This window comes from Pseudomonas sp. TE21435 (assembly GCF_056279265.1).
The window spans coordinates 4,095,368-4,109,945 of the sequence record NZ_JBWBQZ010000001.1; the positions used below are offsets into that span (position 1 = coordinate 4,095,368).

Sequence of the window (14,578 nt, forward strand, 5' to 3'; positions counted from 1 at the left end):
GCCGAGCTTTCACAGGTGCCTTGTCCACCTTTTCCCTTTATTATGTGTGCTCAGTTTTCAACCGACCGCACAGTGACTGCCTGACCGCCATGGCCATTTTGAACATTCTCGAATTCCCCGATCCGCGCCTGCGTACCATTGCCAAACCGGTAACGGTGTTTGACGACGCCTTGCGCCAGCTGATCGACGACATGTTCGAAACCATGTACGAAGCCCCGGGCATCGGCCTGGCGGCGACCCAGGTCAACGTGCACCAGCAAGTCGTGGTGATGGACCTGAGCGAAGACCGCAGCGAACCGCGGGTCTTCATCAACCCCAGCGTCGAAGAGCTGACCCACGACATGGGCCAATACCAGGAAGGCTGCCTGTCGGTGCCGGGCTTCTACGAGAACGTCGACCGCCCGCTGCGCGTCCGGGTCAAGGCCCAGGACCGCGACGGCAAGCCGTACGAGCTGGAATGCGAGGGCCTGTTGGCAGTGTGCGTGCAGCACGAGTTCGATCACCTCAACGGCAAGCTGTTCGTCGACTACCTGTCGCAGCTCAAACGTGACCGGATCAAGAAGAAGCTGGAAAAGCAGCACCGCCAGCAAGCCTGATCCCCACCTTCCAGAAGGCTTGCTCCGGCAAGCCTTTTTCTTTTTCAAGAAGCGAGAACTCCATGCGCATCGTCTTCGCAGGCACTCCAGAGTTTGCCGCCGAACACCTCAAGGCTTTGCTCGACAGCCCGTACGAGATCGTGGCCGTCTACACCCAGCCCGACCGCCCGGCCGGGCGTGGCCAGAAGCTGATGCCGAGCGCGGTCAAGGCGCTGGCCGTGGCCCACGATATCCCGGTGTACCAGCCGCAGACCCTGCGCAACGCCGACGCCCAGGCCGAACTCGCCGCACTCAAGCCGGACCTGATGGTGGTGGTCGCCTACGGCCTGATCCTGCCGCAAGCTGTGCTGGATATCCCACGCCTGGGCTGCATCAACAGCCACGCCTCGCTGCTGCCGCGCTGGCGCGGCGCCGCGCCGATCCAGCGCGCCGTGGAGGCCGGTGATACCGAGAGCGGCGTGACCGTGATGCGCATGGAGGCAGGCCTGGATACCGGCCCGATGCTGCTCAAGGTGGTCACCCCGATCAGTGCCGAGGACACCGGCGGTACCCTGCACGACCGCCTCGCCACCATGGGCCCGGGCGCCGTGGTGCAGGCCATCGCCGGCCTGGCCGATGGCAGCCTGCAAGGTGAAGTACAGGACGACGCCCTGGCCACTTACGCCCACAAGCTGAACAAGGACGAGGCGCGCATCGACTGGAACCGTCCGGCCGTTGAGCTTGAGCGCCTGATCCGTGCCTTCAACCCCTGGCCGGTGTGCCACAGCACCCTGGATGGCGAAAGCGTGAAGGTACTGGCCGCCAACTTGTCCACAGCCCAGGGCGCCCCCGGCGAAATCCTGTCAGCTAGCAAAGATGGCCTGGTGGTCGCCTGCGGTGACCAGGCCCTGAGCCTGACCCGCCTGCAACTGCCGGGTGGCAAGGCACTCAACTTCGCCGACCTGTTCAACAGCCGCCGCGAGAAGTTCGCCAGTGGCAAGGTGCTCGGCCAATGAACCCACGCCTGGCTGCCGCCCGTGCCTTGGCCGCTGTGCTCAGCGGCAAGGCTTCGCTGAACAGCTCGCTGCCGGCGCAACTGGACAAGGTCGAAGAACGCGACCGTGGCCTGACCCAGGACCTGGCCTTCGGCACCGCCCGCTGGCAGCCGCGCCTGGACCTGCTGGCCGCGCAACTGTTGCAGAAACCCTTCAAGGCCGCCGACGCCGATGTGCAGGCGCTGCTGCTGGTCGGCCTGTACCAGCTGTTCTACAGCCGCATTCCGGCCCACGCCGCCATCGGCGAAACCGTCGGGTGTGCCGACAAGCTGAAGAAGCCTTGGGCCAAGGGCCTGCTCAACGCCGTGCTGCGCCGCGCCCAGCGTGAAGGGGAGGCATTGTTGGCCGACATGGAGCGCGACCCGGTGGTGCGCACTGCCCACCCGCGCTGGCTGCAGAAGTCACTCAAGGCCTTCTGGCCTGAGCAGTGGGAAGCCATCTGCGCCGCCAACAACGCCCACCCGCCGATGATCCTGCGCATCAACCGCCGCCATCACAGCCGCGACGCTTACCTCGCGCTGCTGGACGAGGCCGGCATCAGCGCCAGCGCCTGCCAGTACAGCCGTGACGGCATCGTGCTGGCCGAAGCCTGCGACGTGCGCGGCCTGCCGGGCTTCGCCGAGGGTTGGGTCAGCGTGCAGGACGAAGCCGCACAGTTGTCCGCCGACCTGCTGGAACTGGCCCCCGGCCAGCGTGTGCTCGATGCGTGTTGCGCCCCTGGCGGCAAGACCTGCCACCTGCTTGAAGCCGAACCGGGCTTGGCGCACATGGTCGCCATCGACCTCGAGGCCAAGCGCCTGACCCGCGTGCGCGAGAACCTCGACCGCCTCAAGCTCGACGCCGAGTTGATCGCCTGCGACGCCCGCGACACCGCCAGCTGGTGGGACGGCAAACCCTTCCAGCGCATCCTGCTCGACGCCCCCTGCTCGGCCACTGGCGTGATCCGCCGCCACCCGGATATCAAGCTGACCCGCCAGGCCGACGACATCCCGGCCCTGGCCACGCTGCAAGGCGAGCTGCTCGACGCCCTGTGGCCGACCCTGGAAGTGGGCGGCATGCTGCTGTACGCCACCTGCTCGAGCCTGCCGACCGAGAACACCGAAGTGATCGACGCCTTCCTCGCCCGCACCCCCGGTGCCCGCGAGCTGGACCTGGCCACCGAAGCCGGCCTGCGCCAGCCCCACGGGCGCCAGCTGCTGGCCCAGGAGGGCGGCCACGACGGCTTCTACTATGCCAAGCTGATCAAGATCGCCGCCTCGCGGTAAGCACAAGAATGTAGGGAGTAGTGGATGAAGATCATCATCCTCGGCGCAGGGCAAGTAGGCGGCACGCTGGCGGAACACCTGGCCAGCGAAGCCAATGACATCACCGTGGTCGATACCGATGGCGAGCGCCTGCGCGACCTCGGCGACCGCCTCGACATCCGCACCGTGCAAGGCCGCGCCTCGCTGCCGACGGTGCTGCGCCAGGCCGGCGCCGACGATGCCGACATGCTGGTGGCGGTGACCAACAGCGACGAGACCAACATGGTCGCCTGCCAGGTGGCGTACTCGTTGTTCCACACCCCGACCAAGATCGCCCGGGTGCGGGAGTCGGCCTACCTGACCCGCGAAGAACTGTTCGACAACGACCATATTCCGGTGGATGTGCTGATCAGCCCCGAGCAGGTGGTGACCAACTACATCAAGCGCCTGATCGAACACCCCGGCTCCCTGCAGGTGATCGACTTCGCCGAGGGCAAGGCCCAGCTAGTGGCAGTCCGGGCTTACTACGGCGGGCCGCTGGTGGGTCAGCAACTGCGCCAGATCCGCGCCCACATGCCCAACGTCGACACCCGCGTGGCGGCGATCTTCCGCCGCGACCGGCCGATCACCCCACAGGGCGACACGGTGATCGAAGCCGACGACGAAGTGTTCTTCATCGCCGCGAAAAAGGACATTCGCGCGGTGATGGGTGAGTTGCGGCGCATCGACGAGAGCAACAAGCGCGTGGTCATCGCCGGTGGCGGGCAGATCGGCGAACGCCTGGCCGAGGCCATCGAGAGCCGCTACCAGGTGAAGATCATCGAGATGAACCCGGCCCGCTGTCGCCAGCTCTCCGACACCCTGGAGAGCACCGTGGTGCTGCAAGGCAGCGCCTCGGACAAGGACCTGATGCTCGAAGAGAACATCGCCGACGCCGACATCTTCCTGGCCCTGACCAACGACGACGAGGCCAACATCATGGCGTCGCTGCTGGCCAAGCGCCTGGGTGCACGCAAGGTAATGACCATCATCAACAACCCAGCCTATGTCGACCTGGTGCAGGGCGGCGACATCGACATCGCCATCAGCCCGCAGCTGGCCACCATCGGTACCCTGCTGGCCCACGTGCGCCGTGGCGATATCGTCAGCGTGCACTCGCTGCGCCGCGGCGCGGCCGAGGCCATCGAAGCCGTGGCCCATGGCGATTCGAAGTCGAGCAAGGTAGTGGGCAAGGCCATCGAGGACATCAACCTGCCGCCGGGTACCACCATCGGCGCAATCATCCGCGAGGACGAAGTGATGATCGCCCACGACGACACGGTGATCGAGTCGGGCGACCATGTGATCCTGTTCGTTGTGGATAAAAAGCATATTCGGGACGTGGAGAAGCTGTTCCACGTGGGCTTGAGTTTCTTCTAGGAGGGAAGGGCATGCGTGAATCGCTGGAGAAGATGCTGGCCAAGGGTGTGGATAACCCGCTGCTGCGCTTTGGCTTGGGCAAGGCCTGGCTGGACGAGGGCAATGGCGCTGAGGCGGCGGTGCACCTGGCCAGCTGCGTGAAGCAGGACCCCAAGTATTCGGCGGCGTGGAAGCTGCTGGGCAAGGCGTATCAGCTCAGCGGAGATCTGGCTGGCGCTCGCAAGGCCTGGGAGGAGGGGATCGAGGCAGCGCAGGCCCATGGGGACAAGCAGGCCGAAAAAGAGATGACGGTGTTCTTGAAGAAGCTGAACAAGGTCTGAGATTGCCGGGGCTGCTTTGCAGCCCATCGCCGGCAAGCCAGCTCCCACGGGGCCGAGCAAGCCCATGGGCCTTGTACAAGCCAGAGCTTGTCTAAGCCGAAAGCATGAGCTCGGGCCGGCACGGTCAAGGTGGGAGCTGGCTTGCCGGCGAAAGGGGCGCAAAGCGCCCCCCTGAAATCTCAGTACCAGCGCGGCTCGCCAGCCGGGCGCTTCTTGAAGCGCTTCATGCTCCACATGTACTGGCTCGGGTACTCCCGCACATAGCGCTCGACCACCTTGCTCATCGCCGCCGCCGACTCGGTCACATCGGTGCTGTACATCGCTTCGGGCGCTGCTTCCAGAATCACCCGAAAGCCCGAACCATCCGGCAGCCGCAGCGCATGCAGGAATACCCCCACCGCCTTGCCACCCGCCAGCATGTTCGGCACGAACTTGCTGGTCAGCGCCTGGGTCCCCAGGAACGGCACGAACACCCCGGCAGACTCGGCCGGCTCCGGGTCGGCGGGAATGCCCACCTGGCCACCTCGGCGCACTTCCTTGATCACGCTGAGGATGCCTTCCTTGGTCGAAGGCGCCACGCGGTTGCCCATCTGCACGCGCTGTTCACGCAGCAGGTCATCCACCGCTTTGAGCTTGGGCGGCCGGTAGAAGATGATCGGTTTGCACTGGTTGCAATAGAAGTGGTTGAGCACTTCCCAGTTGCCCAGGTGGCTGGTGATGCCGACCACGCCCTTGCCCGAGGCCAGGGCCTGCTCCAACACTTCCAGGCCGTGCACTTCCTTGACCAGGTCGAGCGAGCGCTGCGGCGGCCAGATCCAGGCGCAGGCGCTCTCGACGAACGACTTGCCGATGTCCTTGAGCGCGCGGCCGACCAGATGCTCACGCTCGACCGGGTCCATTTCCGGGAAGCACTTGGCCAGGTTGATGCGCACGACATTGCGCGAGCCGTTGGGGATTTTCCACATCAGCCAGCCGATACCGGCGCCGACGCGCTGCACAGCGCTCCAGGGCAGCTTGGCAAACAGACGCAGCACCCCGACCATCAGGGCGCCCTTGAACTTTTCCACAGGCGAATTCCTTATTTCAGCAAGGCGCGCATTGTAACCCCTCAGCGCAACAAGGCGGCGTAGCGATCGCAATCGGTGGTGTGGTCCATGACCATGCCGGTGGCCTGCATGAAGGCGTAGCAGATGGTCGGCCCGACAAAAGTGAAGCCGGCCTTCTGCAGGGCCTTGCTCATGGCCTTGGCTTCGTCGGTGACCGCCGGCACGTCGCCACGACCCTGGAAATGGTTGATCTTCGGCGCACCGCCGACGAACGACCATAGCCACTCGGCGGGGTTATCCACAGCCAGCCAGGCCTGGGCGTTGCGGCGCACAGCCTTGAGCTTGAGGCGGTTGCGGATGATGCCAACATCCTGCATCAACTCTTCGATGCGTTCGTCGCTCATACGCGCCAGTTTCACCGGGTCGAAACCTTCCAGCACCTGGCGATAGCGCTCGCGCTTCTTCAATACCGTGATCCACGACAACCCCGCCTGGAACCCTTCGAGCAAAAGCATCTCGAAGAGCAACGCCGGGTCGCGCTGCGGCGTTCCCCACTCGTGGTCGTGATAGGCCTGGTACAACGGATCGTCGGAACACCAAAAGCAGCGTGGCATAAGGCTCCAATAACGTAGAGGGCGAGGCGAATCGGGTATACTCCCGCTCTTTACATCCGCATCCCCAGATACAGGTGAATTTCGTGAGCCAGCCTACGCCAGCCGTGCGTACCTTCCAAGACCTGATCCTCGCCCTGCAGAACTACTGGGCAGCTCAAGGTTGTGTGGTGCTTCAGCCCTACGATATGGAAGTAGGCGCCGGCACTTTCCACACCGCTACCTTCCTGCGCGCCGTGGGACCGGAGACCTGGAACGCCGCCTACGTGCAGCCCAGCCGTCGCCCCGCCGACGGGCGGTATGGCGAAAACCCCAACCGCCTGCAGCACTACTACCAGTTCCAGGTGGTGCTCAAGCCAAACCCGGCGAACTTCCAGGAGCTGTACCTCGGCTCGCTGAAGGCCATCGGCATCGACCCGCTGGTTCACGATATTCGCTTCGTCGAAGACAACTGGGAATCGCCAACCCTCGGCGCCTGGGGCCTGGGCTGGGAAATCTGGCTGAACGGCATGGAGGTGACTCAGTTCACCTACTTCCAGCAAGTCGGCGGTATCGAGTGCTACCCGGTCACGGGTGAAATCACCTACGGCCTGGAGCGCCTGGCCATGTACATCCAGGGCGTGGACTCGGTCTACGACCTGGTGTGGGCCGATGGCCCGTTCGGCAAGGTCACCTATGGCGACGTGTTCCACCAGAACGAAGTGGAGCAGTCGACCTACAACTTCGAGCACGCCAACGTCGAGAAGCTGTTCGAACTGTTCGATTTCTACGAAAGCGAAGCGAACCGCCTGATCAAGCTGGACCTGCCGCTGCCGACCTACGAAATGGTCCTGAAGGCCTCGCACACCTTCAACCTGCTGGACGCCCGCCGCGCCATCTCGGTGACCGAGCGTCAGCGCTACATCCTGCGCGTACGTACCCTGGCCCGGGACGTGGCGCAAAGCTATCTGCAAGCTCGCGCACGCCTGGGCTTCCCGATGGCCACCCCTGAACTGCGTGACGAAGTGTTGGCTAAGCTGGAGGCTGCTCAATGAGTGCTCAAGATTTCCTGGTTGAACTGGGCACCGAAGAGCTGCCACCCAAGGCCCTGGCGTCGCTGGGCGACGCCTTCCTCGCCGGTATCGAGAAAGGCCTGCAGGCCGCCGGCCTGAACTACACCGGCAAGCATGTCTACGCCGCGCCGCGCCGCCTGGCCGTGCTGATCAGCCAGCTGGACGTGCAGCAGCCGGACCGCAGCATCAACATCGACGGCCCGCCCCTGCAGGCCGCGTTCAATGCCGAAGGCCAGCCAACCCAGGCCGCCCTGGGCTTTGCCAAGAAGTGTGGCGTCGAACTGTCGGACATCGACCAGAGCGGCCCGAAGCTGCGCTTCTCCCAGCACATTCCGGGCAAGGCCACTGCCAGCCTGCTGCCAACCATCGTCGAGGATTCGCTCAACGACCTGCCGATCCCCAAGCGCATGCACTGGGGCGCCAGCCGTGAAGAGTTCGTGCGCCCAACCCAGTGGCTGGTGATGCTGCTGGGCGATCAGGTCGTCGACTGCACCATCCTGGCCCAGAAAGCCGGCCGTGAATCCCGTGGCCACCGCTTCCACCACCCGGAAAACGTACTCATCACTACCCCGGCCAACTACGTCGAGGACCTGCGCAAGGCCCACGTGCTGGCTGACTTTGCCGAGCGTCGGGAGCTGATCAGCAAGCGCACCGCAGAGCTGGCCATGCAGCAGGAAGGCACGGCCATCGTGCCGTCGGCGCTGCTGGACGAAGTGACCGCCCTGGTCGAGTGGCCGGTGCCGCTGGTGTGCTCGTTCGAGGAGCGTTTCCTCGAGGTGCCGCAGGAAGCGCTGATCACCACCATGCAGGACAACCAGAAGTACTTCTGCCTGCTGGACAGCGAAGGCAAGCTGCTGCCGCGCTTCATCACCGTGGCCAACGTCGAGAGCCGCGACCCCAAGCAGATCGTGCAGGGCAACGAGAAGGTCGTGCGCCCGCGCCTGACCGACGCCGAGTTCTTCTTCAAGCAAGACAAGAAGCAGCCCCTGGAAAGCTTCAACGAGCGCCTGAAGAACGTGGTGTTCCAGGCTCAGCTGGGTACCGTGTTCGAAAAAGCCGAGCGCGTCTCCAAGCTGGCCGCCTTCATTGCTCCGTACATCGGTGGCAGCGCCGCCAACGCTGGTCGTGCCGGCCTGCTGTCCAAGTGCGACCTGGCCTCGGAAATGGTCGGTGAGTTCCCGGAGATGCAAGGCATCGCCGGCTACTACTACGCCCTCAACGATGGCGAGCCGGAAGACGTCGCCCTGGCGCTGAACGAGCAGTACATGCCGCGCGGCGCTGGCGCCGAGCTGCCGCAGACCCTCACCGGTGCCGCCGTGGCCATCGCCGACAAGCTCGACACCCTGGTCGGCATCTTCGGCATCGGCATGCTGCCCACCGGCAGCAAGGACCCATACGCCCTGCGCCGTGCCGCCCTGGGCGTGCTGCGTATCCTGATCGAGAAGCAGCTCGACCTGGACCTGAATGTCGCGGTCGAGTTCGCGGTCAAGCAGTTCGGTGGCAAGGTCAAGGCCGCCGGCCTGTCCGAACAGGTACTGGAGTTCGTCTTCGACCGCCTGCGCGCCCGCTACGAGGACGAAGGCATCGACGTCTCCACCTACCTGTCGGTGCGTGCCCTGAAGCCGGGCTCGGCGCTGGACTTCGACCAGCGCGTGCAGGCCGTGCAGGCCTTCCGCAAACTGCCGGAAGCCGAAGCCCTGGCGGCAGCGAACAAGCGCGTGTCGAACCTGCTGGGTAAAGCCGAAGGTGCCATCGCCGACCAGGTCGAGCCGAAGTACTTCGACAACGCCAACGAGTTCTCCCTGTACTCGGCCATCCAGCAGGCCGACCAGGCCGTGCAACCGATGGCATCCGCGCGCCAGTACAGCGAAGCCCTGGCCCGCCTGGCCGCCCTGCGCGACCCGGTCGACGCCTTCTTCGAGGCGGTGATGGTCAACGCCGAGGACGCCAAGGTACGCGCCAACCGTTATGCCCTGCTCAGCCGCCTGCGCGGCCTGTTCCTGGGCGTGGCCGATATCTCGCTGCTGGGGTAAGTCGTTGAAACTGCTGATTCTTGATCGAGACGGAGTGATCAACCACGACTCCGACGCCTATATCAAGTCGCTGGAGGAGTGGGTCCCCATTCCCGGCTCGATCGAGGCTATCGCGCAGTTGAGCAAGGCGGGCTGGACGGTGGCCGTGGCCACCAACCAGTCCGGCATTGCCCGCGGCTACTATTCGCCGGAAACCCTCGAGGCCATGCATGCGCGCCTGCGCGCCCTGGTGGCCGAGCAGGGTGGCGAGGTCGGCCTGATCGTGCATTGCCCGCACGGCCCGGACGCAGGCTGCGATTGCCGCAAGCCCAAGCCCGGCATGCTGCTGGCGATTGCCGAGCACTACCAGGTGCCATTGGCTGGCGTATGGTTCGTCGGTGACAGCAAAGGTGACCTGGAGGCGGCCCTGGCCGTCGATGCACAACCCGTGCTGGTTAAAACCGGCAAGGGCGAGAGGACCCTGGAAAAAGGCGTCGCGCAAACTACACTGATTTTCGACGATCTGGCGGCTATCGCCAGAGAACTTATTTAAATGAGTGCGCCTGGAGTGGCGCACTTTTCATTAGGCGGGCACGCCCCGCAACGGTACATGCCACTATGTCGATCCTGCAGGCGATCAGAATCTTTCTTTTTTACCTGCTGTTGGGCACCAGTTCGCTACTGTGGTGCTCGCTGAGCTTCTTCGTCGCGCCCTTCCTGCCGTTCCCCAAGCGCTACAAGTTCATCAACGTGTACTGGTGCCGCTGCGCATTGTTTTTGGTGCGCACGGTCCTGGGCATCGACTACAAGATCACCGGTGCCGAGAACGTGCCGAAAGTACCTTGCGTGATCCTGTCGAACCACCAGAGCACCTGGGAAACCTTCCTGCTCTCCGCATATTTCTCGCCGCTGAGCCAGGTGCTCAAGCGCGAACTGCTGTATGTGCCCTTCTTCGGCTGGGCCATGGCCATGCTGCGGCCGATCGCCATCGATCGCAAGAACCCCAAAGAGGCACTGCGCCAGGTCGCCAGCCAGGGCGACGAGCTGCTCAAGCAGGGCACCTGGGTACTGATCTTCCCCGAAGGCACCCGTGTGCCCCATGGCCAGATCGGCAAGTTTTCCCGCGGCGGTACCGCCCTGGCGGTCAACGCCGGGCTGCCGGTACTGCCGATTGCCCACAACGCCGGCAAGTTCTGGCCGCGTGAAGGCTGGGGCAAGCGCCCGGGCACCATCGAGGTGGTGATCGGTGAACCGATGTATGCAGTGGGCACTGGCCCACGTGCCATCGCCGAGCTGAACGACCGCGCCCAGGCCTGGAACGAAGCGACCCAGCGTGCCATGGGTTCGCTGCCGCCGCTGGCGGAAAACCCGGAGCAGCAGCCAGCCTGACGATCTGTGGATAACTTGTTAGCAAGTTTTGCATGGATGATCGTCAAGATATGCTAAGTGGTTGAATTAGCTGTTTATTTCCATGTATGACGTTTTTGCGAAAATCGTGCATAAGTTTTTTCGCGCTATAAAAAAACCGGCTTTTACGCCGGTTTTTTTGTGCTCGTTTGATGGTGGCTTAGCGAGTACGTGGGAGCGGGCTTGCCCCGCGATGGATGGCACCGGCTGTGCCGGTATCGCGGGACAAGCCCGCTCCCACGCAGTGTCATCTGTACTGCCTAGACCTTGTCGATATCCACATCCCGGGTCTCTTTCAGGCAGAAGATCCCCACCACCAGGCTCACCCCGGTGATCAGCACCGGATACCACAGTCCATAGAAAATATCCCCGGTGTACACCACCAACGCGAACGATACCGTTGGCAGGAAGCCACCGAACCAGCCGTTGCCGATGTGGTAGGGCAGGGACATCGAGGTATAGCGGATTCGCGTCGGGAACAGTTCGACCATTACCGCCGCCAGTGGCCCGTAGGTCATGGTGGCGATCAGGATCATGGCAACGATCAACACCACCACCATCACCTGATTCACATGCGCCGGGTCCGCCTTGGCCGGATAGCCAGCCGCTTCGATGGCGCTGCGCATGGCCGCCTCGTCGAAGCCGTTGATGGTCTTGTCGCCGATACTCACCTGCACTTCGCTGCCGGCAGCCTCGACCGAGCTGTAGGGCAGGCCCTGTTTGACCAGGAAGGTCTTTACCTTGTCGCAGGGGCTGTCGAAACGGGCCTTGCCCACCGGGTCGAACTGGAAGGTGCAACCTTGCGGGTTGGCGCTGACAACGATGGGCGCTTCCCGGCTGGCGGCGTCGATCTGCGGGTTGGCGTAATGGCTCAGCGCCTTGAACATCGGGAAGTAGCACACGGTGGCCAGCAACAGCCCGACCATGAGGATTGGCTTGCGCCCGATGCGGTCCGACAGCCAGCCGAAGAACACGAAGAACGGCGCGCCGATCACCACGCTGATGATCAACAGGGTGTTGGCCTGGGCCGGGTCCATCTTGAGCATCTGCGTCATGAAGAACAGCACATAGAACTGTGCGGTGTAGAAGGTCACCGCTTGCCCGGCGTTGATGCTGAACAGCGCGGTCAGGACCACCTTGAGGTTCGGCCAGGAGGTGAACGATTCGCGGATCGGCGACTTGCTTATCTTGCCCTGGGCTTTCATTTTCACGAATGCTGGCGACTCGTGCATGCTCATGCGGATCCAGGTGGAGATCGCCAGCAACACGATCGACAGCAGGAACGGCAGGCGCCAGCCCCAGGTCTCGAACTGATCACCACTGATGTAGCGGCAGGCCAGGACCACGATCAGCGACAACAGCAGGCCGAGTGTGGCGGTGGACTGGATGAAGCCGGTGTGGAAACCGCGCTTGCCGGGCGGCGCGTGTTCGGCCACGTAAGTGGCCGCGCCGCCGTACTCGCCGCCCAGCGCCAGGCCCTGGAGCATGCGCAGCACCACCAGGATGATCGGTGCGGCAATGCCAATGCTGGCGTACGTGGGCAGCAGGCCCACCGCGAAGGTCGACAGGCCCATCAGCACGATGGTGACCAGGAAAGTGTATTTGCGCCCAATCATGTCGCCGAGCCGCCCGAACACCAGGGCACCGAACGGGCGCACCAGGAAGCCTGCAGCAAAGGCCATCAAGGCGAAGATGAACGCCGTGGTGTCGTTGACCCCTGCAAAGAACTGCTTGCTGATCACCGCCGCCAGGGCGCCATAAAGAAAGAAGTCATACCACTCGAACACTGTCCCGAGGGATGACGCGAAAATGATCTTGCGTTCCTCACGGTGGCTGGGGCTGCTCGCCGCCGCGCCCTGTTCCTGGATGTAATCCGACATCGTTGCTGTCCTCGGCCCTGGGGCCACAGTGATTATTCTTGTTGTTCCACTGCCGGCAGCTGCTGACCGCGCGCTGCCGCTGTTGCACACACCCGGGTCAGGGCGTCGGTATCGCGTTGCTGTCGCTGAGGTTGGTCTGGGTGTTGGCTCCCTTGAGAATCAGTTGTGCCGCCTTTTCGGCAATCATCAACGTGGGTGAACAGGTATTGCCGGAGACTATCTGCGGCATGATCGAGGCATCCGCCACACGCAGGCCCGGAATACCGTGCACGCGCAGCTGGTTATCCACAACATCGAGCGCACCACTGCCCATGCGGCAGGTACCCACCGGGTGGAAGATGGTGGTGCCGATCTGGCCGGCGGCCTGGTGCAGGTCTTCTTCGCTCTGCAGGGCAGGGCCTGGCAGGTACTCGCGGGGTTCGAAGGCAGCCAGGGCAGGGGCCTGGACGATGCGCCGGGTAAGGCGGATGGCATCGGCGGCCACGCGCAGGTCCTCGGGGGCGCTGAGGTAGTTGGGGTCGATCAACGGCGCGGCATTCATGTCCGCCGAGCGTATATCGATCCGCCCCCGGCTGGCCGGGCGCAGGTTGCATACCGACGCGGTAAAGGCCGGGAACCGATGCAGCGGCTCGCCGAAGCGCTCCAGTGACAGCGGCTGGACGTGGTACTGAAGATTGGCGGTCGCCTGCTCGGGGCTCGAGCGGGCAAAGGCTCCCAGCTGGCTTGGCGCCATGGCCAGCGGGCCACTGCGGTCGTAGGCATAGCGCAGGCCCATGCCCAGCTTACCCCACAAGCTGTTGGCCATCTGGTTAAGGGTGCGTGTGTTCTGGATCTGGTAGATCAGGCGCAATTGCAGGTGGTCCTGCAGGTTGCCGCCGACGCCAGGCATGTCGTGGCGCACGGCGATGCCCAACCCTTCGAGCAGTTTGCGTGGCCCGATCCCCGAGCGCTGCAGGATGCCGGGCGAACCGACCGAACCTGCGCAGAGAATAATCTCGCGGCGTGCCGCGAACTCATGCCATGCACCTTGCCACAGTACCCTTACAGCGCGGGCGCGTGTGTTGCCGAGCACAACCTGGTCGACCTGCACGCCGGTCAGCACAGTCAGGTTTGCTCGCTTGAGGATGGGCCTGAGAAACGCCTTGGCCGAGTTCCAGCGCACACCATTGCGCTGGTTGACCTGAAAGTATCCACAGCCGGCGTTGTCGCCCGTATTGAAGTCGTCGATCCTGGCGATGCCGCTTTGTTCGGCCGCGTCGCGAAAGGCATCGAGGATCGGCCAGCTGTAGCGCTGCTGCTCGACCCGCCATTCACCGTCGGCACCATGGCTGTCGCTGGCACCGGCATAGTGGCTCTCGCTGGCCTTGAACAGCGGCAGCACATCCTTCCATGCCCAGCCCTCGTTGCCTTGCTCGGCCCAAAGGTCGTAGTCGGCAGCCTGGCCGCGCATGTAGATCATGCCGTTGATGGACGAACAGCCACCCAGCACCTTGCCCCGCGGATAGCCCAGGGAACGCCCGTTCAGCCCAGGCTGGGCCTCGGTCTTCATGCACCAGTCGGTGCGTGGATTGCCGATGCAGTAAAGGTAACCGACGGGGATATGAATCCAGGGATAGTTGTCACGCCCGCCCGCCTCGAGCAGCAACACCCGGCAGGATGGGTCGGCGGACAAACGATTGGCCAGCAGGCAACCGGCGGGACCGGCCCCCACGACCACATAGTCGTAGACAGAATCGGCTGATGGCATGTGCAACCTCGCGCCTGATTATTATTCTTGTCCCGATCCATCTTATTGATTAATTTCGCGGAGGAAACACGAGATTTCGCGCAGCCGTTGTGCGTTTTAGCACAGCGCCGGAGTAATGATCGGCGCAAATCCTGTAGGAGCGGCTTCAGCCGCGATGCAGCCTCCGCGGTGCTTGGCATCCGCTGCGCGGATGATCGCGGCTAAAGCCGC

General features: G+C 63.8%; 13 protein-coding genes. 9 read left to right on the forward strand and 4 right to left on the reverse strand.

The annotated features are described in order from the left end of the window. Positions 1-89: 89 nt before the first annotated feature. From def to ACZ9C1_RS18620, 5 genes are all read left to right on the forward strand, one after another. Entirely contained in the window at positions 90-596 is a 507-nt protein-coding gene (gene def, locus ACZ9C1_RS18600) for a peptide deformylase (protein WP_038707094.1), read from the forward strand. 62 nt (positions 597-658) lie between these two features. Then, on the forward strand, positions 659-1,591 hold the full coding sequence (gene fmt, locus ACZ9C1_RS18605) for a methionyl-tRNA formyltransferase (RefSeq protein WP_102683368.1): 933 nt from the start codon (positions 659-661) through the stop codon (positions 1,589-1,591). After that, positions 1,588-2,895 carry a 16S rRNA (cytosine(967)-C(5))-methyltransferase RsmB gene (gene rsmB, locus ACZ9C1_RS18610; RefSeq protein ID WP_110696907.1) on the forward strand — a complete coding sequence of 436 codons (1,308 nt, stop codon included), beginning with the start codon at positions 1,588-1,590 and terminating at the stop codon, positions 2,893-2,895. Before fmt ends, rsmB begins: the two co-directional genes overlap by 4 nt. A gap of 24 nt (positions 2,896-2,919) precedes the next feature. Further along, positions 2,920-4,293, forward strand: coding sequence for a Trk system potassium transporter TrkA (gene trkA / locus ACZ9C1_RS18615; protein WP_023629849.1), 1,374 nt, complete (start codon positions 2,920-2,922; stop codon positions 4,291-4,293). 11 nt (positions 4,294-4,304) lie between these two features. Beyond that, positions 4,305-4,613: a tetratricopeptide repeat protein gene (locus ACZ9C1_RS18620; protein ID WP_023629850.1), complete on the forward strand. Its 309-nt coding sequence runs from the start codon at positions 4,305-4,307 to the stop codon at positions 4,611-4,613. Between the two features lie 179 nt (positions 4,614-4,792). Here ACZ9C1_RS18620 and ACZ9C1_RS18625 read toward each other — a convergent pair whose 3' ends face one another. Both ACZ9C1_RS18625 and ACZ9C1_RS18630 read right to left on the reverse strand, forming a co-directional pair. Beyond that, on the reverse strand, positions 4,793-5,680 hold the full coding sequence (locus ACZ9C1_RS18625; RefSeq protein ID WP_277502391.1) for a lysophospholipid acyltransferase: 888 nt from the start codon (positions 5,678-5,680) through the stop codon (positions 4,793-4,795). A gap of 41 nt (positions 5,681-5,721) precedes the next feature. Continuing rightward, the gene (locus tag ACZ9C1_RS18630; RefSeq protein WP_277502392.1) at positions 5,722-6,273 is read right to left on the reverse strand and encodes a DNA-3-methyladenine glycosylase I; all 552 of its coding nucleotides are present in this window, start codon (positions 6,271-6,273) and stop codon (positions 5,722-5,724) included. A gap of 83 nt (positions 6,274-6,356) precedes the next feature. Between ACZ9C1_RS18630 and glyQ the strand changes: the two genes are divergently transcribed. The 4 genes from glyQ (at position 6,357) to ACZ9C1_RS18650 (ending at position 10,723) form a co-directional block, all read left to right on the forward strand. Continuing rightward, entirely contained in the window at positions 6,357-7,304 is a 948-nt protein-coding gene (gene glyQ, locus ACZ9C1_RS18635; protein WP_023629852.1) for a glycine--tRNA ligase subunit alpha, read from the forward strand. Beyond that, positions 7,301-9,355: a glycine--tRNA ligase subunit beta gene (gene glyS, locus ACZ9C1_RS18640; protein WP_457377755.1), complete on the forward strand. Its 2,055-nt coding sequence runs from the start codon at positions 7,301-7,303 to the stop codon at positions 9,353-9,355. Before glyQ ends, glyS begins: the two co-directional genes overlap by 4 nt. A 4-nt stretch (positions 9,356-9,359) precedes the next feature. After that, positions 9,360-9,887, forward strand: a complete 528-nt coding sequence (gene gmhB / locus ACZ9C1_RS18645) for a D-glycero-beta-D-manno-heptose 1,7-bisphosphate 7-phosphatase (RefSeq protein ID WP_277502394.1) — start codon at positions 9,360-9,362, stop codon at positions 9,885-9,887. A gap of 65 nt (positions 9,888-9,952) precedes the next feature. Continuing rightward, the gene (locus ACZ9C1_RS18650) at positions 9,953-10,723 is read left to right on the forward strand and encodes a lysophospholipid acyltransferase family protein (RefSeq protein WP_102683373.1); all 771 of its coding nucleotides are present in this window, start codon (positions 9,953-9,955) and stop codon (positions 10,721-10,723) included. Between the two features lie 278 nt (positions 10,724-11,001). Here the strand turns inward: ACZ9C1_RS18650 and ACZ9C1_RS18655 are convergent, their stop codons facing one another. Together ACZ9C1_RS18655 and ACZ9C1_RS18660 are read right to left on the reverse strand one after the other, a co-directional pair. Then, on the reverse strand, positions 11,002-12,621 hold the full coding sequence (locus ACZ9C1_RS18655; protein ID WP_476254259.1) for an MFS transporter: 1,620 nt from the start codon (positions 12,619-12,621) through the stop codon (positions 11,002-11,004). Positions 12,622-12,718: 97 nt separating this feature from the next. Continuing rightward, positions 12,719-14,368, reverse strand: coding sequence for a GMC family oxidoreductase (locus tag ACZ9C1_RS18660; protein ID WP_476254260.1), 1,650 nt, complete (start codon positions 14,366-14,368; stop codon positions 12,719-12,721). Positions 14,369-14,578: the final 210 nt, after the last annotated feature.

Coding starts and splice junctions, on each gene's coding strand:
- ACZ9C1_RS18630 (WP_277502392.1), bottom strand. CDS start 6,273: ATGCCACGCTGCTTTTGGTGTTCCGACGATCCGTTGTACCAGGCCTAT.
- ACZ9C1_RS18620 (WP_023629850.1), top strand. CDS start 4,305: ATGCGTGAATCGCTGGAGAAGATGCTGGCCAAGGGTGTGGATAACCCG.
- trkA (WP_023629849.1), top strand. CDS start 2,920: ATGAAGATCATCATCCTCGGCGCAGGGCAAGTAGGCGGCACGCTGGCG.
- glyS (WP_457377755.1), top strand. CDS start 7,301: ATGAGTGCTCAAGATTTCCTGGTTGAACTGGGCACCGAAGAGCTGCCA.
- rsmB (WP_110696907.1), top strand. CDS start 1,588: ATGAACCCACGCCTGGCTGCCGCCCGTGCCTTGGCCGCTGTGCTCAGC.
- fmt (WP_102683368.1), top strand. CDS start 659: ATGCGCATCGTCTTCGCAGGCACTCCAGAGTTTGCCGCCGAACACCTC.
- ACZ9C1_RS18660 (WP_476254260.1), bottom strand. CDS start 14,368: ATGCCATCAGCCGATTCTGTCTACGACTATGTGGTCGTGGGGGCCGGT.
- def (WP_038707094.1), top strand. CDS start 90: ATGGCCATTTTGAACATTCTCGAATTCCCCGATCCGCGCCTGCGTACC.
- ACZ9C1_RS18655 (WP_476254259.1), bottom strand. CDS start 12,621: ATGTCGGATTACATCCAGGAACAGGGCGCGGCGGCGAGCAGCCCCAGC.
- ACZ9C1_RS18650 (WP_102683373.1), top strand. CDS start 9,953: ATGTCGATCCTGCAGGCGATCAGAATCTTTCTTTTTTACCTGCTGTTG.